Annotated in this window: 22 protein-coding genes and 1 riboswitch; of the genes, 10 read left to right on the top strand and 12 right to left on the bottom strand. The window is 72.4% G+C overall.

All coding sequences use genetic code 11. The features are described from left to right. The first annotated feature begins 25 nt into the window (after positions 1–25). The gene (locus ACIBVL_RS12420; protein WP_399096195.1) at positions 26–1,369 is read left to right on the top strand and encodes a polysaccharide lyase family 1 protein; all 1,344 of its coding nucleotides are present in this window, start codon (positions 26–28) and stop codon (positions 1,367–1,369) included. A gap of 97 nt (positions 1,370–1,466) precedes the next feature. Here the strand turns inward: ACIBVL_RS12420 and ACIBVL_RS12415 are convergent, their stop codons facing one another. From ACIBVL_RS12415 to ACIBVL_RS12405, 3 genes are all read right to left on the bottom strand, one after another. Next, positions 1,467–1,943 (bottom strand): hypothetical protein, encoded by a 477-nt coding sequence (locus ACIBVL_RS12415; protein WP_399096192.1) that lies wholly within the window; start codon positions 1,941–1,943, stop codon positions 1,467–1,469. An 80-nt stretch (positions 1,944–2,023) separates the two neighbouring features. Then, positions 2,024–3,742 carry a methionine--tRNA ligase gene (metG, locus tag ACIBVL_RS12410; protein ID WP_399096189.1) on the bottom strand — a complete coding sequence of 573 codons (1,719 nt, stop codon included), beginning with the start codon at positions 3,740–3,742 and terminating at the stop codon, positions 2,024–2,026. 135 nt (positions 3,743–3,877) lie between these two features. Beyond that, positions 3,878–5,659 (bottom strand): VWA domain-containing protein, encoded by a 1,782-nt coding sequence (locus tag ACIBVL_RS12405; protein WP_399096186.1) that lies wholly within the window; start codon positions 5,657–5,659, stop codon positions 3,878–3,880. A gap of 278 nt (positions 5,660–5,937) precedes the next feature. On the opposite strand from ACIBVL_RS12405, the gene ACIBVL_RS12400 reads away from it, so the two are divergent. Next, the gene (locus ACIBVL_RS12400) at positions 5,938–7,995 is read left to right on the top strand and encodes a PhoX family protein (RefSeq protein ID WP_399096183.1); all 2,058 of its coding nucleotides are present in this window, start codon (positions 5,938–5,940) and stop codon (positions 7,993–7,995) included. On the opposite strand, the gene ACIBVL_RS12395 is transcribed toward ACIBVL_RS12400, so the two are convergent. The 4 genes from ACIBVL_RS12395 to ACIBVL_RS12380 form a co-directional block, all read right to left on the bottom strand. Further along, positions 7,996–9,948 (bottom strand): FUSC family protein, encoded by a 1,953-nt coding sequence (locus ACIBVL_RS12395; RefSeq protein WP_399096180.1) that lies wholly within the window; start codon positions 9,946–9,948, stop codon positions 7,996–7,998. A gap of 7 nt (positions 9,949–9,955) precedes the next feature. After that, positions 9,956–10,993, bottom strand: coding sequence for an endonuclease/exonuclease/phosphatase family protein (locus tag ACIBVL_RS12390; protein WP_399096177.1), 1,038 nt, complete (start codon positions 10,991–10,993; stop codon positions 9,956–9,958). After that, entirely contained in the window at positions 10,938–11,285 is a 348-nt protein-coding gene (locus tag ACIBVL_RS12385) for a hypothetical protein (protein WP_399096174.1), read from the bottom strand. The genes ACIBVL_RS12390 and ACIBVL_RS12385 overlap by 56 nt, the downstream gene beginning before the upstream one ends. A 104-nt stretch (positions 11,286–11,389) precedes the next feature. Beyond that, the gene (locus ACIBVL_RS12380) at positions 11,390–12,295 is read right to left on the bottom strand and encodes a hypothetical protein (RefSeq protein WP_399096171.1); all 906 of its coding nucleotides are present in this window, start codon (positions 12,293–12,295) and stop codon (positions 11,390–11,392) included. Between the two features lie 144 nt (positions 12,296–12,439). On the opposite strand from ACIBVL_RS12380, the gene ACIBVL_RS12375 reads away from it, so the two are divergent. Beyond that, complete coding sequence (locus tag ACIBVL_RS12375; protein WP_399096168.1) at positions 12,440–12,970, top strand: SH3 domain-containing protein; 531 nt, start codon at positions 12,440–12,442, stop codon at positions 12,968–12,970. A gap of 217 nt (positions 12,971–13,187) precedes the next feature. Here ACIBVL_RS12375 and ACIBVL_RS12370 read toward each other — a convergent pair whose 3' ends face one another. Then, the gene (locus ACIBVL_RS12370) at positions 13,188–13,634 is read right to left on the bottom strand and encodes a hypothetical protein (RefSeq protein ID WP_399096166.1); all 447 of its coding nucleotides are present in this window, start codon (positions 13,632–13,634) and stop codon (positions 13,188–13,190) included. A gap of 166 nt (positions 13,635–13,800) precedes the next feature. Between ACIBVL_RS12370 and ACIBVL_RS12365 the strand changes: the two genes are divergently transcribed. Both ACIBVL_RS12365 and ACIBVL_RS12360 read left to right on the top strand, forming a co-directional pair. Then, entirely contained in the window at positions 13,801–14,436 is a 636-nt protein-coding gene (locus tag ACIBVL_RS12365) for an NAD(P)-dependent oxidoreductase (RefSeq protein ID WP_399097201.1), read from the top strand. 111 nt (positions 14,437–14,547) lie between these two features. After that, positions 14,548–15,786, top strand: coding sequence for a hypothetical protein (locus ACIBVL_RS12360; RefSeq protein ID WP_399096163.1), 1,239 nt, complete (start codon positions 14,548–14,550; stop codon positions 15,784–15,786). Between the two features lie 103 nt (positions 15,787–15,889). Here ACIBVL_RS12360 and ACIBVL_RS12355 read toward each other — a convergent pair whose 3' ends face one another. Then, entirely contained in the window at positions 15,890–16,057 is a 168-nt protein-coding gene (locus ACIBVL_RS12355; protein WP_399096160.1) for a hypothetical protein, read from the bottom strand. A 131-nt stretch (positions 16,058–16,188) separates the two neighbouring features. Between ACIBVL_RS12355 and ACIBVL_RS12350 the strand changes: the two genes are divergently transcribed. From ACIBVL_RS12350 to ACIBVL_RS12340, 3 genes are all read left to right on the top strand, one after another. Next, positions 16,189–17,532: a helix-turn-helix domain-containing protein gene (locus ACIBVL_RS12350; RefSeq protein WP_399096157.1), complete on the top strand. Its 1,344-nt coding sequence runs from the start codon at positions 16,189–16,191 to the stop codon at positions 17,530–17,532. 64 nt (positions 17,533–17,596) lie between these two features. Continuing rightward, positions 17,597–18,388 (top strand): inositol monophosphatase family protein, encoded by a 792-nt coding sequence (locus ACIBVL_RS12345; protein WP_399096154.1) that lies wholly within the window; start codon positions 17,597–17,599, stop codon positions 18,386–18,388. A gap of 253 nt (positions 18,389–18,641) precedes the next feature. Continuing rightward, on the top strand, positions 18,642–19,367 hold the full coding sequence (locus ACIBVL_RS12340; protein WP_399096151.1) for a GAF and ANTAR domain-containing protein: 726 nt from the start codon (positions 18,642–18,644) through the stop codon (positions 19,365–19,367). Positions 19,368–19,488: 121 nt separating this feature from the next. On the opposite strand, the gene ACIBVL_RS12335 is transcribed toward ACIBVL_RS12340, so the two are convergent. Continuing rightward, positions 19,489–20,262: a hypothetical protein gene (locus ACIBVL_RS12335; RefSeq protein WP_399096148.1), complete on the bottom strand. Its 774-nt coding sequence runs from the start codon at positions 20,260–20,262 to the stop codon at positions 19,489–19,491. Between the two features lie 301 nt (positions 20,263–20,563). Between ACIBVL_RS12335 and thrS the strand changes: the two genes are divergently transcribed. Further along, positions 20,564–21,772, top strand: coding sequence for a threonine--tRNA ligase (thrS, locus tag ACIBVL_RS12330; protein ID WP_399096145.1), 1,209 nt, complete (start codon positions 20,564–20,566; stop codon positions 21,770–21,772). A 57-nt stretch (positions 21,773–21,829) separates the two neighbouring features. Next, complete coding sequence (locus ACIBVL_RS12325; RefSeq protein WP_399096142.1) at positions 21,830–22,786, top strand: nucleoside hydrolase; 957 nt, start codon at positions 21,830–21,832, stop codon at positions 22,784–22,786. Between the two features lie 112 nt (positions 22,787–22,898). Here ACIBVL_RS12325 and ACIBVL_RS12320 read toward each other — a convergent pair whose 3' ends face one another. Together ACIBVL_RS12320 and ACIBVL_RS12315 are read right to left on the bottom strand one after the other, a co-directional pair. Next, positions 22,899–23,978 carry a HoxN/HupN/NixA family nickel/cobalt transporter gene (locus ACIBVL_RS12320; protein WP_399096139.1) on the bottom strand — a complete coding sequence of 360 codons (1,080 nt, stop codon included), beginning with the start codon at positions 23,976–23,978 and terminating at the stop codon, positions 22,899–22,901. Positions 23,979–24,006: 28 nt separating this feature from the next. After that, positions 24,007–24,198, bottom strand: a riboswitch (cobalamin riboswitch). Between the two features lie 60 nt (positions 24,199–24,258). Next, positions 24,259–25,224 (bottom strand): LAETG motif-containing sortase-dependent surface protein, encoded by a 966-nt coding sequence (locus ACIBVL_RS12315; protein WP_399096136.1) that lies wholly within the window; start codon positions 25,222–25,224, stop codon positions 24,259–24,261. Between the last annotated feature and the right edge of the window lie 9 nt (positions 25,225–25,233).

Below are 25,233 nucleotides of genomic sequence, written 5' to 3'. Positions count from 1 at the left end.
CCGTTCCTCCCCGTAAGGATCCCCCGTGGCAGCTCCCTCCCACCGCCGGTCCCTCCGCACCCGCCGCACCCTCGTCGTCTCCGCCGCCGTGGTCGCGGCCGGCGTCGGCGCCGGTGTCGTCGTGATGAACGCGAACGCCGGGGCCGTGGACCTGTACCACCAGACGCTCGCCGCGAAGGACGGCTGGGCCTCCTCCGGCACGGGTACGACCGGTGGCACCAAGGCCGACGCCGCCCACACCTTCACCGTCTCCACCCGCGCCCAGCTCGTGAAGGCGCTGGGCTCGGCCACCGACACCACCCCCCGGATCATCAAGGTCAAGGGCACCATCGACGCCAACACCGACGACTCGGGCAAGAAGCTGACCTGCGCCGACTACTCGTCGGGCACGGGGTACAGCCTGTCGGCGTACCTGAAGGCGTACGACCCCGCCACCTACGGCACCTCCAAGCTGCCCTCCGGCACCCAGGAGAAGGCCCGCGCCGCCGCCCAGACCAAGCAGGCGAAGAACATCGTCTTCAAGGTGCCCGCCAACACCACCCTCGTGGGCGTGCCGGGCAGCAACGCCGGCATCTCCGGCGGCATGCTCCAGATCCAGAACGTGGACAACGTCATCGTCCGCAACCTGACCTTCGCCGCCACCGAGGACTGCTTCCCGCAGTGGGACCCGACCGACGGCGACGACGGCAACTGGAACTCCAACTACGACTCGGTCACCCTGCGCGGCGCCACCCATGTGTGGGCCGACCACAACACGTTCACCGACGCGGCGCACTTCGACAGCGCCAACCCCAAGTACTTCGGCCGTGAGTACCAGATCCACGACGGCGAACTCGACATCACCAAGAGCTCCGACCTGGTGACCGTCTCCCGCAACCAGTTCACCAACCACGACAAGACCATGCTGATCGGCAGCAGCGACAGCGAGCCCTCCGGCAAGCTGCGCGTCTCGATCCACCACAACATCTGGAAGGGCATCGTCCAGCGCGCCCCGCTCACCCGGGTCGGCCAGGTGCACATCTACAACAACTACTACGACGTCACGGCCCTCAACGGCTACGCGGTGCAGTACAGCATCAACTCCCGCGCCAAGGCCCAGGTCGTCGCCGAGAACAACTACTGGAAGGTCCCGTCGAGCGTGAAGGTCGCCAAGCTCCTCAGCGGCGACGGCACCGGCGCGGTCAAGGGCTCCGGCAACCTCGTCAACGGCACGGCGACCGACCTCGTCGCCGCCTACAACGCCGCCTCCTCCAAGGACCTGAAGACCACGGTCAACTGGACCCCGACCCTGACGGCGGGCCTGGAGTCCTCGGCGAAGAACCTGCCGGCCTCGCTGGCCACGACGACGGGCGCGTGCCTGCTCAAGTAGCACACAAGACACGCGAGGGCCGGGAGACCACGAGCCCCCGGCCCTCGCGTCCCACCTCGGCGGGTGCCTGGCTGCCGGGCGGGCTGCCGCGGCCGGGTCAGGTGTCGTACGTGCCGTCCCAGGGTTCGGCGAAGCCGAGGCGGTCCGGGTAGAGCTCGGCCCAGGGGCCGTCCTCGTCCTCCCGGAGCACCAGGCCGAACAGGACACCTTCGAAGGTGACCCGGAAGGGGCGGATGGCGATGTCCGTGTAGGAGCGGCCCGGGAGGCTGCGCAGCAGGTGGGCCAGGCGGATGCGGGCCTGGGTGAGGATCGAGTCCTCGCCGTGCGGGTTGCGCGTCTGCTGGGCCCAGGTGCCGGCGCACCAGATGTCCGAATCGCGGTAGTGGCCGTCGGCGTCGAAGGTGTGCAGCACCGTGTAGAGGCGTTTGTGCTCCTCCCAGCCCTCGTCGAGCCGGAAGCCCTCGGGGAAGGCGTACGTGACCGACGCGAGGAACTGACCGTGCGCGTACCGGCCGATGGACTCCGTGCGGTGCCTCGGTGCGTAGCCGATCGGAATGACGTCGGGGACTGCCATGGCGGAAACCATAAGGCTTGGCGAGAAACGGGTGGGGCCCGGGATACGGAATCCCGGGCCCCACTTCGTGCGTACGTCCCTTACGCGGCCGGCTCGCCGCCGAAGCGCTCCTTGTATGCGGCCAGGTCGTCGTCCGTCAGCTTGGCGAAGAGGACCGGCGGAACGGTGAAGGGGGTGCCCGCGGGGACGGAGGCGAGGGCCTTCGCCTCGTCCGCCGTGATCCAGGTCGCCGTGTCGGTGGTCAGGGCGAAGGCCTCGCGCATGGTCTTCGCCGTCGTCGGGATGAAGGGCTCCGACACCACCGCGTACAGGTGGATCAGGTTCATCGCCGTACGCAGGGTGAGGGCCGCGCCGTCCTTGTCCGTCTTGATCTCCAGCCAGGGGGCCTTCTCCTCCAGGTAGGAGTTGCCCGCGGACCACAGGGCGCGCAGGGCGGCGGCCGCCTTGCGGAACTGGAGCGACTCCATCTGCGCCTCGTACTCGGCCAGCAGTTCCGCGATCTGCTCGCCGAGCCTGGCCTCAGCCTCCCCGGGCTCGCTGCCCCCCGGGACCTCCTCGCCGAAGCGCTTCTTGGAGAAGGACAGGACACGGTTGACGAAGTTGCCGAGGGTGTCGGCGAGGTCCTTGTTCACCGTGGCCGTGAAGTGCTCCCAGGTGAAGGAGGAGTCGTCGGACTCGGGCGCGTTGGCGATGAGGAAGTAACGCCAGTAGTCGGCCGGGAGGATGTCGAGGGCCTGGTCGGTGAAGACGCCCCGCTTCTGCGAGGTCGAGAACTTCCCGCCGTAGTACGTCAGCCAGTTGAAGGCCTTGACGTAGTCGACCTTCTTCCACGGCTCGCGCACGCCGAGCTCGGTGGCCGGGAACATCACCGTGTGGAAGGGCACGTTGTCCTTGGCCATGAACTCGGTGTAGCGGACGGTGTCGTCGGCCTCGTACCACCAGGACTTCCAGTCCCGGTTCTCCGGGGCGAGGTCCGACCACTCCTTCGTCGCGCCGATGTACTCGATCGGCGCGTCGAACCAGACGTAGAAGACCTTGCCCTCGGCGGCAAGCTCCGGCCAGGTGTCGGACGGGACGGGGACGCCCCAGTCCAGGTCGCGGGTGATGGCGCGGTCGTGCAGGCCCTCGTTCAGCCACTTGCGGGCGATGGAGGAGGCCAGCTGCGGCCAGTCGTCCTCGTGGCGGGAGACCCACTCCTCGACCTCGTGCTGCAGCTTGGACTGGAGGAGGAAGAGGTGCTTGGTCTCACGGACCTCGAGGTCCGTGGAGCCGGAGATCGCCGAGCGGGGGTTGATGAGGTCCGTCGGATCGAGGACGCGGGTGCAGTTCTCGCACTGGTCGCCGCGGGCCTTGTCGTAGCCGCAGTGGGGGCAGGTGCCCTCGACATAGCGGTCCGGGAGGAAACGGCCGTCGGCGGGGGAGTACACCTGGCGGATCGCCCGCTCCTCGATGAAGCCGTTCTCGTTGAGGCGGCGGGCGAAGTGCTGGGTGATCTCGACGTTCTGGGGGCTGGAGCTCCGGCCGAAGTAGTCGAAGGCGAGTGCGAAGCCGTCGTAGACCGCCTTCTGCGCGTCGTGCGCCTGCGCGCAGAAGTCCGCGACGGGGATGCCCTGCTCCTTCGCGGCCAGCTCGGCGGGGGTGCCGTGCTCGTCCGTCGCGCAGATGTAGAGGACGTCGTGGCCGCGCTGCCGGAGGTAGCGGGAGTACACGTCCGCCGGGAGCATGGACCCCACCATGTTGCCCAGGTGCTTGATTCCGTTGATGTACGGAAGGGCGCTGGTGATGAGGTGTCGAGCCATCGGGGGCTGCTCCCAGGTCGGTCGGTTTTGCGAGTCTTGGGGTCCTGAAAATCGTAGCCGAGATGGGTGGGCCGCCCGCCTCCCGTTTTTCGGGGTGGGAAGCGGGCGGCCCTGTGCCGGTTCGATTACCTTGGGTTACGGCCGCCAGTCGGCCAGGACGCCCTCGTAGAGCTCCTGGTCCGTGAGCTCGCGGGGGGTGGGGCCCGCGTGGAAGAAGGCCGTGTTGGCGGTCTTCAGCTTGCGGAGGTAGTCGAAGGCCTTGTTGTCGTGCTCACCGAAGGCGACGAAGGAGAAGAACACGGAGGGGTGGTTCTTCCCGGCCTCGGTGAGGGACTGGGTGGCGGGGGTCTTGGCGTCGGGGGCGCCGTCGGTCTGGAAGACGACGAGGGCGGGCGACGTGGACGTGCCGTGGTGGTTCACGACGGCTTCGACCGCGGCGTGGTAGCTGGTACGGCCCATGCGGCCGAGGCCGGCGTGCAGCTCGTCGATCCTGTCCTCGGGGTCGGTGAGGGTCAGGTCGGCGGTGCCGTCCAGTTCCGTCGAGAAGAAGACGACGTGGACCTTGGCCTCGGGGTCCAGGTGGGCCGCGAGGGCGAGGGTCTGGTCGGCGAGGGCCTGGGCGGAACCGTCCTTGTAGTACGGCCGCATGGACGCGGAGCGGTCGAGTACCAGGTACACGGACGCCTTCGTACCGGTCAGGCCCGCCTTCTCCAGGGCGACGCCGGCGGTGCGGTAGGCGGTGACCAGGTGGGGGGCGTCGGCCTGGACGCGCTCCTCGGCCTCGCCGTCGGCGTCCGCGGCGGCCACGGGCACCGCGGCCTCGGCCTCGGCCTCCTCCGTCGCGGGGGCTTCCGCGGCCGGCTCGGCCTCGGCCTGCGGCTCCTCCTCGGGGGCTTCGGCGACTGCGACGGGCTCGGCCTCCGGAGCGGTCTCCGGCTCGTCGGCCGGGGCCTCGGTGGCCGTGACGGCCTCGGGCTCGGGCTCCGGCTCGGCCGGAGTGCCGGCCTCGGCGTCCGCCTCCGGCTCGTCCGCGGCCACCTCGGCGGCAGCGGGCTCAGCCTCGGTGGTCGCTTCCGCGGGGGTCTCCTCCGGCTCCGCGGGGGTCTCCGCGGGCGCCTCCGGCTCGTCCGCGGCCACCTCGGCGGCAGCGGGCTCAGCCTCGGCCTCAGCCTCGGCCTCCGGCTCTGTCACGGTCTCGGCCGCCGTTTCCGGCTTGGCCTCCTCCGCCAGGGGTTCGGCCTCCGGAGCGGGCTCGGGGTCGGCCGACTCCGCTTCCGCCGCCGCCTCGGTCACCGGCTCCTGGTCCGCAGCCTCGGCCTCGGGCTCCGCCTCGGCCGCCGGCTCCACCGCAGCCTCGGGCTCGTTCTCAGCCACCGGCTCCACCTCGGGCTCGTTCTCAGCCGCCGCCTCTTCCGCGACAGCCGGCTCCGCCTCCGGCGCGGCTTCCTCCACCGCAGTCGGCTCAGCCACCTCGGCCCGGGCCTCGCCCTCCGCCACCGGCCCCGAATCGGCGTCCGCACCCGAATCCGTGACCGAGTCGGCGTCCACACCCGAATCCGTGACCGAGTCGGCGTCCGTGTCCGCACCCGAATCGGTAACCGAGTCCGAGTCCGCGTCCGCGGTCGCCCCCGTCTCCTCCGACCGGGTCGGCCTGGGGACCGTCACGTTGTCGAAGGCGGCCGAGACGAGTTCGTGTTCGTTGTCCCCGGGGGGCGCCGGGCGGGGCTCGGGGATCTGGGCCGTGGGGGAGGGCGGCGTCGGCTCCGGGGCGGGCTCGGCGGGACGTTCGTGATCCCGCCGCTCCTCCTGCGAAGGAGCCGGTTCCTGCGAAGGAACCTGTTCCGCACCCTCTGCCTCGGCGGTGCGCTCCTTGCGTGAGCGGCCGAATGCGTTCCGAAGGCGAGTGAGAATGCCCATGCGCGCAACCCTTCGCGTGAGTTCGAGCCCGTCAATCCCTGGCCAGGACGGACACGTAAGGTTAGCGGCCCGAAGTGGCGATCTTGGGCAGGGGTGAGTAAGGGGACCAGAGGCGTGTCAACACCGCCTCCCGGCCGACGTGGCGACTTTCCGCCGGCCGCCTCAAGAGCCTTGTGGCTGCCGGGGATTCACTCGCCGTTCACTCCGCCGCCGCGCCCGCGCACATACGTACCCCTACCGTCACGTTCACACCAAGGGAACGCAAGGGGAGTGTAAAGGTGCGCAAGCTGCTGCCGCTGATCGGAACGCCGTCCCAGTCCCACCCGGGCGGACGTTCCGCCATGACCTGTCGTTTCCGGTGCGGTGACGCCTGCTTCCACGAGGTGCCCAACACCAGCGACAACGAGTACGTCGGTGACGTCATCGCCGGCGCCCTGAGCCGGCGGAGCATGATGCGGGCAGCCGCCGTCGTGACCGTGGCGGGCGCGGCGGGGGCCACCGCCGCGCTGCCGGCCGCCGCGACCCAGGGGACGGCGCGGAAGGAGAAATGCTCCGCCGGCGCCCGCGGCCTCCGTTTCACCCCCGTCCCGCCGAACACCGCCGACGCCGTCACCGTCCCCGACGGCTACCGGCAGAACGTCGTCGTCCGCTGGGGCGAGCCCATCCTGCGCGGCGCCCCCGCCTTCGACCCGGAGAACCAGACGGCGGCGGCACAGGCCGGGCAGTTCGGTTACAACAACGACTTCCTAGCCCTCCTCCCCCTCCCGGGCGAGCACCGCCGCCAGATCCTCGTCGCCAACCACGAGTACACCGACGAAATCCTCATGTTCCGGGGGTACGACCCCGCCAACCCGACCCGGCAGCAGGTGGAGGTCGCCTGGGCGGCTCATGGGCTCGCCGCCGTGGTCGTCGAGGAGGACCGTCGGACCGGGGCGCTCACCGCCGTGCCCCGGCACCCCCTCAACCGGCGTGTCACCGCCACCACCGAGTTCCGGCTCACCGGGCCCGCCGCCGGGTCGGACCTGCTGAAGACCTCCGTCGACCCGACCGGCCGCAAGGTCCTCGGCACCCTCAACAACTGCTCGGGCGGCACGACCCCCTGGGGCACGACCCTCCACGGTGAAGAGAACTTCAACCAGTACTTCGCCAACAGCAGCCGGGCGACGGACAAGCGGTACGGCATCGGGACAGGCGCCACGGAGCGCAAGTGGGAGCGGTTCGACAAGCGCTTCGACGTCGCACAGGAGCCCAACGAGGTGCACCGGTTCGGGTACGTCGTCGAGTTCGACCCGTACGACCCGACCTCCACGCCCCGCAAGCACACCGCCCTCGGCCGCTTCAAGCACGAGGCCGCGACGGTCCGGCTGACCGAGGACGGCCGTCCCGTCGTCTACTCCGGTGACGACGAGCGCTTCGACTACTTCTACAAGTTCGTCGGCAGCAAGCGCATGAAGAAGGGGTCGGGCAGGGCCGTCCGCGAGCACAACCTGTCGCTGCTCGACGAGGGCACCCTGTATGTCGCCCGCCTCACCGGCGACTCCCCCGCCATCGAGATCGACGGCACCGGCAAGCTGCCCGCCGACGGCGAGTTCGACGGGAGCGGGGAGTGGATCCCGCTGGCCACGGCCACCGCAAGGGGCGCCGTCTCGCACGTCGAGGGGATGAGCGCGGAGGAGGTCTTCGTCTTCACCCGGCTCGCGGGCGACAAGGTCGGCGCCACCAAGATGGACCGGCCCGAGGACATCCAGCCGTCGCCCGTCACCGGCAAGGTGTACGTCGCCCTCACCAACAACTCCAACCGCGGCGTAGGTACGAACGCCAAGGCCGACGAGGCCAATCCGCGCAACGCCAACAAGCACGGGCACATCCTGGAGCTGACCGAGCGCCGCGACCGGCCGGAGAGCACCTCCTTCGCCTGGTCGCTGTTCCTCGTCGCCGGTGACCCGGAGGACCCCGCCACGTACTTCGCCGGGTTCCCCAAGGACGAGGTCAGCCCCATCTCCTGCCCGGACAACGTGGCCTTCGACCCGTACGGCAACCTGTGGATCTCCACCGACGGCAACCAGCTCGGCTCCCACGACGGCCTCTTCGGGGTGGCCACCCGTGGCCCGCGGCGCGGTGAGCTGAAGCAGTTCCTGACCGTGCCGACCGGCGCCGAGACCTGCGGGCCCGTCGTCCAGGACCGGCGGGTGCTGGTCGCCGTACAGCATCCGGGGGAGATCGACGGGGCGTCCGTGGAGAAGCCGGCCAGCACCTGGCCCGACGGGCCGGGGAAGATCGTCCGCCCGGCGGTCGTGGCCGTGTGGCGCGCGGACGGCCGCGACATCGGCGCCTGATCAGGCCGGCTGCGGCGAGGTGATCGCCCTGGCCGCGGCCACCTCCTGGCGCAACGGCTCCAGGACGCTGCCCGAGGGGCCGGTGAGGTCCGTACGGACCGGATAGAGGACCTCCGTGTCCCGCAGACCCTCGGCCAACTCCCGGAGCTGCAGCGTGACACGGGCGACCTCCGGCTGCGACGGCGGTTCGGCTCCGTGCTTGACGCGGACCCGGGCCGCCGTCGTCGCGTCCACGATCCGTTCCACGGCCACGACGAGCGGCCACCAGGCCGCGGCCCGGCGTCCGGTGGGCGGCGGCTCGGTCAGCGCGCGCTGGAACTCCGTACGGACGACGGAGAGATCGCGGTAGAGGCGGCGGCGCATCCGGGCGCGGGCGGCGGGGTCGACGTCCGGGCCGAAGGCCGCGTCCACGTACCGGGCCGTGTCGGCGACCGCGTCGGCCAGCTTGTCGCCGACCCTGGTGTGCCAGCTCTCCGGCCAGAGCAGATAGCCCGCGACCAGCGCGATGCCGCAGCCGATCAGCGAGTCCACCAGACGGGGCAGCAGCAGCCCGGTGCCCTGGTGGTTGAGGATGTCCGACAGGAGCAGGATCACCGGGGTGATCGCCGCCGTCTGGTAGCCGTAGCCGCGCGGGGTGAGGGCCGGGATCAGCGGGGCGAGGACGAGCATCACCGGTACGTCCCACCAGCCGCGCGGGACCTGGGAGAGGACCGCGGCCGCCACCACCAGGCCGGCGACCGTGCCGAGCGCCCGCATCAGTGCCCGGGAGAACACCGAGCCGAAGTCGGGCTTCAGGACGAAGGTGATGGTCAGCGCCACCCAGTACGAGCGCGGCACCGGGACGGTCGACACGAGGACCTGCGCGAGGCCGATGCACAGGGCGAGGCGCAGGCCGTAGCGCCAGGAGGCGGCGGACAGGGCGACGTTGCGGGCGGCCCGGGCGGCGCGGACGCCGAGGTGGGCCGGGCGGCCGAGGCGGTCGTCGTCCGTGCCGCGCGGGTCGATGTCGGGTGCGCTCACGACCTCGGCGGCGTGCCGCAGGGCGTGGTCGACGGCCCGGCCGGTCTCCGAGCCGGGGGTGGGCAGCCGCAGGTCGATCGGCCCGGTGAAGCCGGTGTCCACCGCGCGCGCCAGATGACGTGCGGCAGCGGGGATCTCCGTCGGCAGCGGCTTGCCGTACAGATGGGCCGCGGGGGCCGACTCCACCACCGGCGTGATGGCGTTCAGCTGGGCGAGCAGCCGGGTCAGCTCGGGGCTGCGGCCGTGGTGGCGGGCGCGGCGGGCGAGGACGAGGTCGTAGGACTGGTTCAGGGACTGGGTGACGGTGTGGCGGGCGTCCTCGTACGCGCCGGGCACCTCACTCCCGCAGGCCGCCAGCAGGTCGGCGACCGTACGGTAGGTGGCCGCGACCGCCGTGCGTTCCGGCACCCCGGAGCGCAGCGGCCAGGCCAGCAGGGCGAGCAGGAGCACGAGCAGTCCGCCGCCGGACATCAGCACGGGCGCCAGCCACCAGGGGCCCGGCATGGGCAGCCCCGCGCCCACGACCGAGTTGAGCAGGAGCAGCAGCCCCGACACCGAGGCCACCGCCCCGATCGTCGAGATCATCCCGGAGACCAGCGCCACGCCGGTGACGGCGGCGACCGCCTGCCACCCCTGCCCGTACACGGCGCTGCCGAGGGTGATCCCGACGGCCCCGAACAGCTGAGGGATCGCGATGTTGAGGATCCGCATGCGGTACGCGTCGGCGGTGTCGCCGATGACCCCGGACAGCGCGCCCATCGACGCGAGCGCCCCGTACGTCGGCTGCCCCGCCGCCAGGCCGATCAGCAGCGGGAGGGTCATCGCGACGGCGGCGCGGGCCATGGCGGGCCGGTTGGCGGGGGCCTGCTGGGGCTGAAGGTTCCGCACCAGCCAGTCGGGAGGCGTGAGGCCGACGGGGAACTCGCGGGACATGCGCTCATTATGAGCGCCGTGGCTCCTGCTCCCGGTGGAGCGTGAGATCCACGACCAGGGCCCGGTGGTCGGTGCCGTCGAGGTGGAGGAAGCGGGCGCGGCTCGCCGAGAACTCCTTCGACACGAGCACATGGTCGATCTGCGCGCCGAAGACGGGGGTGGTCCGGCTCGGCCAGCTCGGCTCCCGGCTCTCGCCGGCGAGACGCGCCGCGTCGCGCAGCCCGGTGTCGAGGACGCGGCGGAAGACGGCGTGGTCCTGGGAGGCGTTGAAGTCCCCCGCGAGGACGACAGGACCGTTGTCGCGGTACCGGTCGGCGAAGTCCCGCAGCCGCCCCGACTCCCGCTTCCACAGGTTCACCTGGCCCGGCAACGGTGGCTTGGGATGCGCCAGCTGGACCCGTACGGCATGCCCGTCCACGTCGGCGACGGCTCCCGGCATCCCCATCTCGCCGGGAACGCCCTCGGCGGCCGTGAGCGGGAACCTGCTCAGGATGACGGACCCGACGGAGGTGTCCCCTGCCACGGCCTGCCGATACGGATACTCCTCGGCCAGCTCCCGCCGCGTCGTCGACTGACAGGCGTACTCGCACTCCTCCACGAACACGAGGTCCGGCCTCTCCCGCCGCACGACCTCGATCAGCGCGGCGGTCGCCCACCCGAACTCGACATTGGACGTCAGCACCCGCACCTTCGCGACGGCGGCCCCTTCGGGTTCCTCCCCCTCCCCGTACGGCTGGAGGAACCAGGCGAGCAGCCCGCCGGCCACCACCCCCCAGAGCACCCCCGGCCACCACCGGGCCAGGATCGCGAGCACCACCGCACCCCCTGCGGGCACCAGCAGCCACGGCAGGAACGCCAGCACCTGCGGCACGGGGGTGACCGCGTCGACGTCCGCCGCCCGGCACCCGACGACCACGCTCACGCCGGCCAGCAGCACCCCCGCCGCCCGGACAGCGGCCGGCCGCGCCCACCGCCTCAGGCGCGAGGAGTCAGCGGAACTCCCGGACGACCTCGATACGCCCGACGATGTGCGCGTTGAACTCATCGAGCTCCTCCGCCGGTACCCACAGCTCCAGGATGGTCTCTCCCCCGGCCCGGCGCACCGGATACCGCTCGAGGAACTCCGTCTCCACCTCGAACCGCGTCACGTACCCGACCCCGGAGGCGGGCACGTTCCAGTCCCGCGCGATCCGCACGGCGTAGTCCTCGTTCAGCACCGGATAGAAGATCGGCTGCTCGGGCAACCGAGGCGGCCACGCCACCCATCCGGAGGCCTCCACGAGCGCCAGCTCCTCGGGTCCGGTGGGGCGCCACAGGGTGGTCGTCTTCCTGGTCATGGAGCGAACGTAGGGGTGAACGCGGCTTGCCGGCCACGGAGTTTCGGGCTTCGGGGCGGCTGATCCCGCTCCGGTCGGCCACGTCCGGTGGCCACCGGACGCGGTCAGACTTGGGCTCGGGTCGGCTCCGGCGGGGGAATGGGCGCGGGCGCCGCGGACCCTTGCCGGTGTCGCTGCGGGCGGGTCGTCCTGACGTACCCGGTGAGCCAGGTCACCGCCGCCACCGTCAGGCCGGCGCCGAGGAGGAGCCAGGCCGCGGTGCGCAGGGTGGTGGTGAGGGCGTCGTAGACCGCGGCGGCGGCCGGGCGGTGGGTCGGGTCGGGGAGGTCGGTGAGGGTGAGGTGGCGGCCGATGGCGACGGCGAGGCCGAGGAAGGCGCCGCCGAGGGCGGTGCCGAGGGCGGTCGCCGTGATGGCGCGGCGGCGGCAGGCCGCGACGGCGATGCCGCCGGCCGCGAAGAACACGGCTGCCAGCGGCAGCCAGAAACCGGCTACGTCGAGCACGTGGTAGCCCTTCCGGAGGGTGGCCAGGTCGTCGGGCGGGAGCAGGGCGACCCGGGTGTGTTCGATCGGGATGCGTTCGGCGAACGGGACGTGGTCGAGGGCCATTTGGTGTTTGAGGGGGGTGGTGACCGTTGCCAGGTCCACTGTCACGGGGCCGTTGTCACGGTCGGCGCGCTCGTCGTTCAGCGCTCGCATCACCGCCGTGTGGGCGGCCTCGTTGCCCGCGTCCCACGCGGTGCGGTAGGCGCGGGTCGAGGTGAACGAGCGGACCGCGTCCCGCATGAACAGCGGGCTCATCCCGGCCTCGCGGGCCACACCGTCACCCACGGTGTCCGCCACGGCGTCCCGTACGGCGGGATCGGAGGCGAGCGGCGCCATCGTGGTGACGTAGCTGCGGGTGTCGGTGAGGCCGTACGCCGCCCAGGCCGCGAGCGTGCCGAACGGCACGAGGAGGCAGGACAGGGCGATCAGGACGGCCGAGAGGGCGGTCCGCAGGCTTCGGGACACGCCTCCAGGCAACGGGACGGGTGCGGCGAGCGCGAGCGGACTACGCCCGGACGGGTGCCCCTGGGATTACTGGGTCCGGTGTTGCTCCAGTGGAGGGATCAACCGAACGGGTGTTTCCTGGTTCTGGGGAGAAGGAGGCCGATCATGCGCACCACCTTGACCCAGCGGACTCTGGCCGCGGCCCTGCTCACCGGTGGCACCCTCGCCGTGGCGACGACCGGCACCCCGGCGGCGGCGGCCCCGCAGGCCGCCGGTGGCGACAGTCCGATCCGGGGCACCGTCGTCTCGCGCACCGACCTGCAGGTGCGACAGCAGCCCACCACCCACTCCGCCGTCGTCGCCTCGCTCGCGCCCGGCAGTCACGACCAGGTGCAGTGCAGGGTCAGGGGACAGAGCGTCAACGGCAACCCGGACTGGTACTGGCTCCTCGGCGCCCAGGGCTGGGCGAGCGCGGCCTTCGTGGACACCCGGGGCGCCCGGGTCCCGGCCTGCGCCGACCCGTGCCCGCAGTGGAAGAACGGGGACTGGGCCAACTGGAACGACCCCTTCACCAGCAGTTCCTTCAGCGTCTCGGGCTCCGGCTCGTTCAGCTTCTCGGGCTCCTGGAGCTTCAGCGCCACCGGAACGTCAGAAACCTCGTCGGGTGGCTGGGAGTGGATCCCGGCCGGCCGGTGAGTGGAGGGATGAGGGAACGCATGGGCCCCGGCGCACAACGCCGGGGCCCATGTGCGTACCGGGTACCTAGGGCGTGTTGTGAAAGTCCCGCCTGCCCGGCGGTGCCTGGCACGCACGCTCGCTGCGTTGTCGGGGCGACCCTCCGCCTTGCGATCGCACGCACCAGGCACCGCCGGGCCCGCCCTCCGGGCGGACGACGCTACTTTCACCACACGCCCTAGCGGATGCGGTGGCCCTGCGCGTCCTCGTGCGTGTAGTAGCGGTAGAACAGCGTGACGAAGACGGTCGCCGCGATCACCAGGGCCATGGCCGTCGAACGCAGGACGGTCTTGTCGGTCTGGCTGTACGCGAAGCCGAACGCGCAGCCCGCGAACGCCGTCCACAGCAGGGCGTGCACTTCGCGGGGCATCCGCGGGGCCAGCGCGGCCACGCCCATCCACAGGGCGGCGAACACGAGGGCGCTCGCGAAACCGAGCAGGACGTTCCAGCCGGTGATGGGGCCCCCGGCGCGGCTGTTGGCCGCGACCCAGTAGCCGTAGACGAGTCCGAGGGTGACGGGGACCGCGATCCGCGCGATCCGGTGGGTCCGTTCGCTGAAGACATCGGGCGTCCTGGCCGGTCGGGTCCGGGTCCGCCGTGCGGGTACGGGTGCCGCGTGAGCCATGAGAGTGCTCCTCTCTCTCCTCGCCCCGCCTTCCGGAGCACACCTCGGCCCGGGCGGTGGCAAGTCGTATGCGCCGAGTACCCGGCGGTCGGGCCCGGATGCGGCCGGTCCCGCCCCGTGTTTCGCTGACCTCATGGAGCAGGGTCAGCACGGTCAACGCGGTCGTATGAAGCTCGTCCTCTTCGGCGCCACCGGCATGGTCGGCACCCGTATCGCCACGGAGGCCTCGGAGCGCGGCCATCTGCTGCTGGCGGTCAGCCGGTCGGGTCAGTCGCCGCTCCCCGGGGTGGCGGCCACCGCCGCCGACGCGGCCGACGCGGCCAAGGTGGCGGGCCTGGCGAGGGGCGCCGACGCGATCGCCTCCGCGTGCGTGCCGCCGAGGGACGGCACGGACCCGCGCGAGCCGTTCCTCACCCTGAACAAGGGGCTCGTGGACGGTGCCCGGGAGGCGGGCGTCGGGCGGCTCGTGATCGTCGGCGGGGCGGGCGGCCTGGAGGTCGCGCCCGGGCAGGCCATCGCCGACCAGCCCGGTTTCCCGGAGGCCTACCTGCCGGAGGCCGACGCCCACCGCGCCGCCCTCGCCTTCTACCGCACCGTGGACGACCTGGACTGGACGGTCGTCTCCCCGGCCTCCGAGATCGCCCCCGGCGAGCGCACCGGCCGCTTCCGGCTCGGCGGGGACGAGCTGCTCACCGACGCCGAGGGGCACAGCCGGATCAGCGCCGAGGACTTCGCCGTCGCGTTCGTCGACGAACTGGAGCAGGACGCCCATCCGCGCAGCCGGATGTCCGTCGCGTACTGAGGGCGCCGGGGGCGACGAAGGCCTCGTACGGGGACGTTTGCAGGTCTGAGGCAGACCTTCGCAGCAGCAGCGGTTACCGTGCTGAGGTACTGATCGACAGGGGGAGGGACCATGCCCGGAACCGTGCTGCTGCTCGCGGCCTCGCCCGTGGGCAAGGGGTGTCTGGTGGACGCGGCGTCCGTCCTCCCCGTGCTCGCGGCCGTGCCGCCCGCCGTACTGGCCGGAACCGACACCGCGAACGTCGTGGAGTTGGCGGATCCGCTGGAGCCGCAGGCCGTGCTGACCCGGCTGCGGGCCGCCGCGGCGGCGGGCGGGCCGCTGACCGTGTTCGTCACCGGGCAGCTGCAGCTGGACCGGCGCCAGCACCTGCCGCATCTCGCGCTCGCGCGGACCACGCCGTCGACCGTGCGGTACACCGGGTTTCCCTGGCACTGGTTCCGGGAGGAGCTGCGGTTGCGGGCGGCCGGGACGACGACGGTGGTCGTCGATCTGCACGCCGACGCGGAGGCGTGGGGGTGGTTGCGGGGGCATGCGCTGGAGTGCGGGCCGACGGTGGGTGTGTACGGGCGGGTGGCGCCGCCTCCCGGGCGGCGGACGGTGGCCGCGCCCACGTATATGAAGGCCGTGGCCACCGTTTTGCGGAGTGGGGGCCGGCCGGAGATCGAGCAGTTGCATCAGATGGCGTTGGGGCGGATCGCGGGGGAGGGGGAAGTGGGGGATCTGGTGCTGGGCGGGGTCGCCGCAGTGGGTTTCGCCCCCGCCGCCCCCGCCCTTCCCGTCCCCAGGGGCTCGGCCGCTTCGACCCCGCCGGGGGCTGCCGCCCCGAGGCCCCCGCTTTCCGCCCTGAACGGGCCTCGTCCTCAAACGCCGGACGGACTGGGACGTGCCGGACAGGGCGTGGGAAAGACCACCCCGGCCACCGGGGTGACCGACCCCCACACCGCCATCTCCACCGCCGTCCAAGCCGGGCGGCACGCCGACGCCGACGCTCTTGCCGCGCGGCTGGAGCAGGCCGCCGCCGCCTCGCACGGGGGCGGGTCGGAGGAGGCTCTGCACTGGGCCGAGGTGCGGGCCGATCTGGCGATGTTCGCGGGGGACGCCGAGCGGAGTTGCCGTACCTGGATGGCGGTGGCCGCGGCGCGGCTGGCCGCCGGGCAGGCGGTCGACGCACCCGCGGTGGAAGCGGCCGTGGACCGGGCCCACCACCAGTGGGGGCGGATAGCCGACGTGGTGCGGGCCCGTGAACTGGGGCCCGCGCTCGCGGAGTTGCGAAGCCGGGTGCCGGGGCGACGGCAGGGTGCGCTGGACCATGTGCAGCGGCAGCTGCGGCAGTTGCAGCTTCAGGCCTGAGCCGCCGGACCGGCCCTGTTCCGGTGAACGCCGTAGGTCATCGCACTGACGAACGGCTCACGGTGTGAAGTGGCCGCCGACGGGGGCGGGGCCTTCCGCAGGCCTAACGCTCCTCCGCCCGCTGCTGGGTCGCCGGTGTGGGCGGGGTGGTGGACGTCGCTCTGGCCGGGATCGCGTTCGCCGCGGTGATCAGGGTCGCGGCCGCCAGGACGGCGGCGGCGAGGGCGCGGGCGTAACGGCGTCCGTGATGGGCGGATGTGGGTCCGGGCACGGCAACCTCACAACATCGGCGAACTACGGCTCACGACACTCATGTATTAAGCAGGTTTAATTCGCCGTTTAACCTAGGGCCTGCGATAGTCCAACGGCAAGGGGCACAGGGGAAGTTGGGGGGAGCAAGGCGTGGGAGAAAGGGACGAGCCCGAGGTCATAGGGCGGCGGGTGCAGCGATTGCGGGTCGAGAAGGGGCTGACGCAGCGGCAGTTGGCGGAGCCCGTGTACACACCCGCCTATGTGTCCACGCTGGAGGCCGGCCGGGTGCGGCCCTCCGACGAGGCACTCCGGCACATCGCCGAACGGCTCGGCGTGGACTTCCAGGAGCTCGCGACCGGGCGTTCGGCACGCCTGGTGACCGGCCTGCGGCTCCGGCTGACCGAGGCCCAGCGGGCCCTCGCCACCGGCGAGGCGCACGAGGCGGCCGCCCTGTACGCCGTACTGCTCACCGAGGCCGAGGAGCACGGGCTCGTCGAGGAGCAGGCCACGGCGCTGCTCGGGCTCGGGGAGTGCGAGATCTCCACCGGAGACCTGGAGAAGGCCCGGCTGTACTTCGAACGGGCGGAGGGCCGCCTGGCCGACGCGCCGCTCCCGGTCCGGGTCCCCGCGCTGCGCGGGCGCGCCGTCGCCCACTACCTGGCCGGTGAACTTCGATACGCCGTCTACCTGTTGGAGTCCACCCTCGACGAGCTCAACCGGGGCGGACTGCACGACCCCGACGCGCTCCTGCTCCTCTACGCCTCGGTCATCGGCCCGTACATGGACATGGGCGCCCAGGCCCGCGCCGCCCAGGCCGCCGAATTCGCCCTCGCCCTCGCGCCCCAGGTCGCCGACCCCGCGCTGGTGGCCCGGATGCACCGGTCCGTCGCCCGCACCCTCCTCGCCGAGGGCCGCCTCGCCGAGGCCGACACCTCCCTCGCCAAGGCCGCCGAGCTCTACCGCCACCTCCAGCTGCGCACCGAACTCGCCAACTGCCACTGGATGCGCGGGTACGTCTATGCCCAGAACGGCCAACTGGAGCGGGCGGAAGAGGAATTGAAGCTCGCCACGGAGATGCTCTCCGCCCAGCGGGCCGCCCTGTACAGCAGTCAGGCCGCCGTCGAGCTGGCCGACGTACTGCACCGCAGGGGCAAGTCGGAGGAGGCCGCCGCACTCCTGCACGGCGTCCTCGGGAACCTCTCCTCCGAGCGCGGCGCCGTCCACTCCGCCGCCGCCCACCGGCTGCTCGGCATCATCGCCGAGGACGCGCGGGACACGGAGACGGCCGAGGAGCACTACGTACGGGCGCTGAGCCTGCTGGAGCGGGCGGGTGCGGCGGGTGACCTGGCCGACCTGTGCCGGCTGCTGGGGGATCTGCTGCGGCGTACCGGGAGGGTGGAGGCCGCGCTGGACGCCTACCGGACGGGCCTCGGTCACCGTACGGCCCCGGGCACCACCACCCTCGGCCCGGCCCCCGCCCAGCCCCCGCTGTAGCGCCCCGGACGCACTACGATCACCCCGGCACGGACGGCACACGACGAGCGGTGGTGGTCGACGGATGGACCGGGAACTGGCGATCGCGACGGAACTCGCCGAGTGGGCCTCGGAACGGATCCGCCGGCCGCGCGCCACGGACGACGTGCACGACGTACGCGAGAAGGCCACCCCCGCCGACATCGTGACCGACACGGACGAGGCGGTGGAGACCCACGTCCGCGCCGTCCTGCGCCGCGAGTTCCCCGAGTACGGCATCGAGGGCGAGGAGTACGGCGTCCACGAGGGCACACCGGGCGCCCCGCACTGGCTGATCGACCCGGTGGACGGTACGACGAACTACGCGCACGGTATCGGCTGGTGCTCGTTCTCCCTGGGGCTGGCGACCCCGCAGGGCGCTCCCCTGCTGGGTGTGGTGGCCGACCCCTGGCGCCACGAGATCTTCACGGCGACCCGGGGCGGCGGTGCCCGTCTGAACGGCCGCCCGATCCGCGCGGCCGCCCACGACTCCCTGACCGGCCATGTGTTCCTGACGGAATGGGCCGCACACGCCCACTGGCCAGGCATGGACGACCTGCTCCGCGAACTCGCCGCCCGCCACTGCACGGTACGGGTCATGGGCTCGACCGCCCTGTCCCTGGCCCAGGTCGCGGCCGGCCGCGCGACGGCCGCGGCGATCGGCGAGTTCCACCCGGTGGACGGCCTGCCGCCGCTGCTGATCGCCACGGAGGCCGGAGCGGTGGCGCTCCCCGAACTCCCTCCGTACGACACCCCGCTGCTGCTCACCGCACCAGGTGTCGCCCAGGAGGCGACGGCCCTGTGGCAGAAGACGGTCGCCCGCCGGGGCAGGTCCTGAGCCGGGACCTGGGGCCGGCCCCATGGCGGACCTGAAGCTCCCCGCCCGCGGGCGGGCACCCTTCGGCCGCTCCTTCGCCGTACGGTGCGCGCCGACCGGTGGTACTCGCACACCAGTACGAGCATGGCCGGAAACGGGTGACGACGGCACCTGTGGAGAAGCCGTGGGCCACGCGCTGGTTCCCCCGGGGGCCGGAGGGTACCCGGCGTTCGCAGGCAGGTCGGATCCAGCCCGTTTCGCGGAGGTGGTCGCCGTGCGCTACGGGGAGCGGGAGCGGATCGCGGAGGTGATCGCCGACGCGGTGCGCGGTGCCGAACCCGGTGAGGTGCCGGAGCGGCTGTGCGCCGCCGCGGTGCGGCTGCTGCCGGTGAGCGGGGCCGGCGTGTCGCTGTCCGGCGAGGGGATGCCCGTACCGCTGAGCGCGAGCGGTGAACAGGCCGCGCACCTGATGGAGGTGCAGGCCACCCTGGGCGACGGGCCCTGTCTGCGGGCCGCGGAGACCGGCATGCCCGTGTTCGCCTCCGATCTGACGTCCGGCCGGGACGTCTCCCGCTGGCCGGTCTTCGCCCAGCAGGCGGCCGCCGCGGGGGTGTGCGCGGTGTACGCGCTGCCGCTCGGCGACCGCTCGGTCTGCGTGGGCACCCTCGACCTGTACCGCGACGTCCCCGGGGAACTGGCCGAGGACGAGATACGCACGGCACGGTTCGTCGCGGACGTCCTGATGGCGGCCCTCATGACCCTGCCGCTCGTGGAGGAGGAGGGTCTGCGCCCGCCCGGCGAGGAGCCCTGGCTGAGCAGCCTCGCCACCGACCACGACGTCGTCTACCAGGCCGTCGGGATGGTCATGGCGCAGCTCGGCGTCAGCGCGGACGAGGCGCTCGCCCGGCTGCGCGCCCATGCCTTCGCGCACGGCAACACGGTGCTCGACGAGGGCCGGGACGTGGTCGGCCGCCGCACCCGCCTCGACGAACCGGACTGAACGGCGGCGAGGTGACTCCGCGTCCATCGGCGGGCGTGCCCGGTGTTGGCGTGGCTCGTCGTTCGGCGGTCAGGTCGTGGCCGCGCCCCCACGCGTTTGTGGACTTGTTCCAGGACGGGGCTCAGACCCGCGTCCCTCCGGGCTGCCGGATGTCCGCCAGTCGCCGCACCCCCAGCTGCACGGCCGCCTGCGTCGCCTCGTTCGGTACGTCGCCCAGGCCGCCGTTGGTCAGGGCGAACGCGTCCTCGCCCGCCCGGACGGCGGCCACGTCCAGCGCGAGGACGGTCGGATCCCCGTCGGCGTCGTCCTCGGCGGTCCCCCAGAGCGTCACCGTCACCCGCAGCCCCTGCCGGGCGTCCCCCACCTCCGGCAGCGGCAGGTCGGTCACCCGCACGTCCTCGACCAGGTCCTTCCCCGCCGTGGCAGTGAACTGGCCGCACTTCTGCGGCAGCGACCTGAGCCAGGCCAGCGTCCGGTCCACGTCGGCCGGACGCCGGCCGGTGAGCTGGTAGCGCAGCTGGGCCGCGGCGTCGGGATCGTCGAGCCCGACGACCGCGCGGGCCGGGGCGCCGTACAGCTCCTCGGTGTAGAGGGCGTCGAGCAGCTTCTGGCATTCGGCGACGGACGTGGTCGCCTTCAGCAGCTCGTCCCGCCAGGTCGCCGCCCCCTGGGTCGGGGTCCAGGGCGCGCCGAGGTCGGTGTCGGTGATCAGCGCCGCCTGCGCCTGGGTGTCGGTGAGGCCGGACGGGGCGGTCGGCGTGGCCGGCTTGGACGTGGACGCCTGGACGGTCGGGTCGGCGGGGGCGGCGGTCGGCGGATGCTCCAGACCGAGGGCGGCGCACCCGGTGGCCGTCATGAGCAGTGCGGAGGCGGCGAGGAGGGCGCGGCGGGTCATCGGAAGGTGCCTCCTGAACGGGGGATACGGTCCTCCTCTCACGGCAGCACCACGGCTGCGCCGGGACCAGCGCTGCGGGCCGTACGGGTGATGGGCGTTGCTGCGTGCGGTGGAAAAACGGGTCGTTCCCGGCCTGCGTCCGCTGCTACGGTCCCCGTGTGAAGCGCGCCCAGCCGTCCCTGACGACGACGCCGGAGAGTGTCCCGGCGCGCTGATCCACGACTGGATGTCCGAAGCCCCGGGGCGAGTGCCCCGGGGCTTCGCCGTCGGCCGCTCGCCCGTCACAGCGAGGAGACCGACCATGTACGACCACCGCAGCCTCGGCCGCGCACTCGACCTGTTCGACACCGACCCCCTGATGGGCGCGGGACTGCCCTACTGGCTGCCCGACGGCGCGATCGTGCGCCACACCCTCGAGGAGTACGTCCGTGAGGCCGAGCGGGCCGCCGGCTACCGGCACGTGTACTCGCCGGTCCTCGGCAAACGCGAGCTGTACGAGATCTCCGGCCACTGGTCCCACTACAGCGAGGACATGTTCCCGCCCATGGAACTCGGCGCGGAACAGGTCGTCCTGCGCCCCAGCCTCTGCCCCCATCACGCCCTGATCTACCGCTCCCGCTCCCACAGCTACCGCGAACTTCCCCTCCGGATCGCGGAGTTGGGCGGCATGTACCGCTCCGAGCTGTCAGGTGTGCTCGGCGGTCTCACCCGGGTCCGGGCCATCCAGCTCAACGACGCGCATATCTTCTGCACCCTGGAGCAGGCGGTGGACGAGGCCGGGTCCGCCCTGGAACTGATCGCCCGCGCCTATGCCGACCTCGGCATCCGCGCCTCCCGGTACCGCCTCTCGCTGCCCGGCGAGGGTGGCAAGTACGTCGCCGACGCGGGGCTGTGGAGCCGCGCCACCGCCCTGCTGCGGGAGGTGCTGGACGGCTCGGGCGTCGCGTACGAGGAGGCCGAGGGCGAGGCCGCCTTCTACGGCCCGAAGATCGACGTACAGATCGCGGACCGCGCCGGCCGCGAGGCGACCCTGTCCACCGTGCAGATCGACTTCCACCAGCCCGAACGTTTCGATCTGCACTACATCGGCGCCGACGGGGCGAAACACCGCCCGGTGATGGTGCACCGCAGTGTCATCGGCAGTGTGGAACGGGCGGTGGCCCATCTCGTCGAGGAGCACGGCGGGGCGTTCCCGGTGTGGCTGGCACCCGTCCAGCTGGTGGTGCTGCCGGTGTCGCAGGCGCAGCAGGGGGCCGCGGCGGACCTCGTGCGCAGGGCATCGGCGGCCGGGCTGCGGGCGGAGTCGAGCGGTGAGGGCAGCCTCGGGGCGCGGATCCGGGGGGCGCGGCTGGTGCCGTACCAGGCGGTGATCGGCGAGCGGGAGGAACGGGACGGGCTGGCCGCCGTACGTCTGCGGGACGGCCACCGGCCGGGGCCGCTGCCGGCCGACGAACTGCTCCGCCGGATCGGGGAGCGGGCAGCGGCACGGGGAACCCGACTGTGGGAGTGAGCGGCCCGCATAGGGTCGGGGGTGTCCGGAGCGACGGCGGTGCGTGAGGAGTCCCAGGTGACCGAGCAGCCCATACCCGTGATCATCGACTGCGACACGGGCGTCGACGACGCCCTCGCCCTGCTGCTAGCCGTACGGCATCCGGGACTGGACCTGCGGGCGGTGACCTGTGTCGCGGGGAACACGGACGTCGACGGGGTGGTCCGCAACACGCTGACCGTGCTGGAGATCGCGGGTGCCCGGGACATCCCGGTCGCGCGCGGCGCCGAACGGCCGCTGATCGAGTCCGCCCGCCGCGCGCCCGTCCACGGCCTGGACGGCATGGGCGACATCGCCGGCCTGCCCGCCCCGACCCGCGCCCCCGTCGACGTGGACGCGGTGACGCTCCTGCGCCGCGAGATCCTCGCCTCCCCGCGTCCGGTCACGCTCGTCCCGACCGCGCCGCTGACGAACATCGCACTGCTCCTGCGGACGCATCCGGAGGTGACCGGCAACATCGAGCGGATCGTGTTCATGGGCGGCGCGGTGGCCACCGGGAACGCCACCCCGGTCGCGGAGTTCAACGTGTGGCACGACCCGGAGGCCGCCGCGATCCTGCTGACCGCCGGGGTGCCCATCACCATGTACGGGCTCGACGTGTTCCAGCGGGTGGTGGTCCCGGGGACGGACGTACGACGCCTGCGCGCGAGCGAGGAACCGGGCGCCCGCCTCGCCGGTGAACTCCTCGCCCACCGCCCCTCCGCGCCCGACGCCGACGATTCCGCGGGCGGTCTGGGTGACGCGGGCGCGGTCTGCGCGGTCGCCGACCCGGCCGGCATCACCACGCGACTCCTCCCCGTGGAGGTCTCCCTGACCCCCGGTCCCACTCGCGGCCAGACGATCGTCGACCGCCGCCCGCGCCCGGGCGAGTCGGAACTCCACGGTGGACCCGTCCGCGAACAGGCGCTGGTGGACGTGGCGCTGGACGTGGACGTGGAGCGGTACGTGAAGCTGTACCTGGGGACGGTGGAGTAGGGCGGGAGGCGGCCGTCCGAGCGTGCCGTCCTCCCAGGACGGCCGGAGGGATCGCGGGCGGCGCGGCTCCTCGGCAACGGAGATTCCGCCCGGCGGTGGGGGCCGCGGCCGGTCACCCCTCGGCGGCCGGGACGGCCCACCGCTCCTCCACCTTCGCGATCCGCCAGTAGGCGACGGCCGCCGCCCAGACCGCCACGAAGAGTCCGACGATGACGTAGCCGACGCTGTCCAGGTTCAGCTCGGCGATCCAGCCGGTCACGCCGTCCGTCAGGCCGAACTTCTCGTGCAGCACGCCGACGAGTTCGATCGTGCCGATGAAGAAGGCGACGGCGATGGAGAGTCCGGTGATGGTGAGGTTGTAGAAGACCTTGCGGACAGGGTTGGAGAACGCCCACTGGTAGGCGAAGTTCATGAACGTGCCGTCGAGGGTGTCGAAGAGGCTCATGCCGGCGGCGAAGAGAAGGGGCAGGCAGAGGATCGCGTACCAGGGCAGCCCGGCCGCCGCCCCGGAGCCCGCCATCACCATCAGGGTCACCTCGGTCGCGGTGTCGAAGCCGAGGCCGAAGAGGAAGCCCAGCGGGTACATCTGGCCGGGGCGGCTGATGGACTTGGTGAGGCGGCCCAGGACGCGGTTCATGAACCCCCGGGAGTCCAGGTGCTGTTCCAGCTCCCGCTCGTCGTACGTGCCCGCCCGCATCGCGCGGAAGACGCGCAGGATCCCCATCAGGGCGACGAGGTTGAGGGCGGCGATGAGGTAGAGGAACGTGCCGGAGATGGTCGTACCGAGAAAGCCGAGCACCTGGTGGGTGCGCGAGTCCTCGTCCATCACCTTGCCGGCGAGCCGGGTGCCCCCGGCGATGAGCGCCGCGAGCAGCACCACCACGCTGGAGTGGCCCAGCGCGAACCAGAACCCCACCGACACCGGCCGTCTCCCGTCCGCCATCAGCTTCCGGGTGGTGTTGTCGATCGCGGCGATGTGATCGGCGTCGAAGGCGTGCCGCATGCCGAGGGTGTAGGCGGTGACCCCGAGCCTGATACCGAAGGCCTTGTCGCCCACCTCGTAGTGCCCGGGCACCACGAGCAGGAAGAGGATCCCGAAGGCGAGCACATGCAGGGCGGCTATGGCGGCCATCAGGCCCACCGTCTTGACGGTGTCCTCCCGCCGCCACCGAAAGGAAACGGGCTCGGTCATACCAGTCACGCTCCAGCACCTCGTGGATCTTCTCGTGAGATGCCGTGGCCGGTCTCCTGGCTTACGGGTCGTGCGTCCTTCGTTCCTGCCTTCCCGGCCGTCTCGCGACGCCCAGTGGCTGTCCCCGGCGGGACGCGGAACGGGAACTCCCCGATCTCAGTGGCGAGGGCCGCTCCGGTATCTCACCGGATTCCCGAACACCACGGCCCGCCAACGGTAACGCACGTCCGCCCCGGCACCGTGCGGGTGCCGGGGCGGACGTACCGGAGAAGCGAAAGGGCTACGCGCGGGTTGCCGACTTGCGGCGGCGGGTGGCGAGGACGATGGCCCCGCCGCCGAGGAGGAGGGCGGCCGCGCCGCCCGCGATCAGGGGCGTGTTGCCGCTCGCGCCGGTCTCGGCGAGGTCGCCGCTGCCGCCGTTCGGCGTGGCCGCCGGAGCGGTGGTCGACGCGGAGGCGCTCGGGGTGCTCGACTCCGACTCCGACTCCGACGCGGACGGGGACGGGGCGGTGCTCTCGGAGGACGAGTCCGACGGCGGGGCGGAGGAGACGGGGGCCGACGGCGACTCACCGCCACCGCCCGCCGGCGGGGACGACGGCGGGGACGACGGCGGCTGCTCGGTGGCCGTGCAGTCCTTCGTGCCGCCGTTCCAGGCCGCGATCAGCTTGTCCTTGATGACGGGGCGGTCCGGGCCCTTGGGCAGGTCGCCGTGCTGGTAGCCGTCCTTGGCGTCGAGCTTGCCGTCGAACTTCACCGCGCCCCGGTAGAGGTCGATCTGCGCGTAGCAGCCCGCGTCGGGGACGGCGATGTCGAGCACGTCGGTCTGGCCCGGCTTGACGGTCACCGAGTCGAAGTCGACGAAGACCTGCTCACCGGAGGTGCCGAAGGTGGCGCCGTGGGCGAGGTAGGAGGCCAGGGAGGCGGTGCAGGTGCTCGCGTCGCCGGCCGCGCGGACGGTGATGTGCACCTTGCCGTCCTGGGTCGGCTTGAGGTTCTGGTCGTCGACCCGCACGGAGTCGAAGAAGTTCTTGCCGTCGAGGGAGAACTGGCAGCGGTCGGTGCCGGTCTCGGTGCCCGCGCCCGTGCCGGGCTGGTAGTGGCCGCCGGACTTCCAGCCGTCGCCGCCGGGGGTGCCGGTCTGGGCGAAGGCTCCGGTCGCGGCGGCGACGGAGGCGGTGCACAGGGCGAGCGAAGCGGCGCCCGTCCCCAGCAGGCGGCGCGTGGTGACACGTCTCGCTATGGACATGCGTATCCA

It is taken from the genome of Streptomyces sp. NPDC049687 (assembly GCF_044465285.1).
Taxonomy (GTDB): Bacteria; Actinomycetota; Actinomycetes; order Streptomycetales; family Streptomycetaceae; genus Streptomyces.
This window is presented reverse-complemented; position numbering and strand designations above follow the sequence as displayed.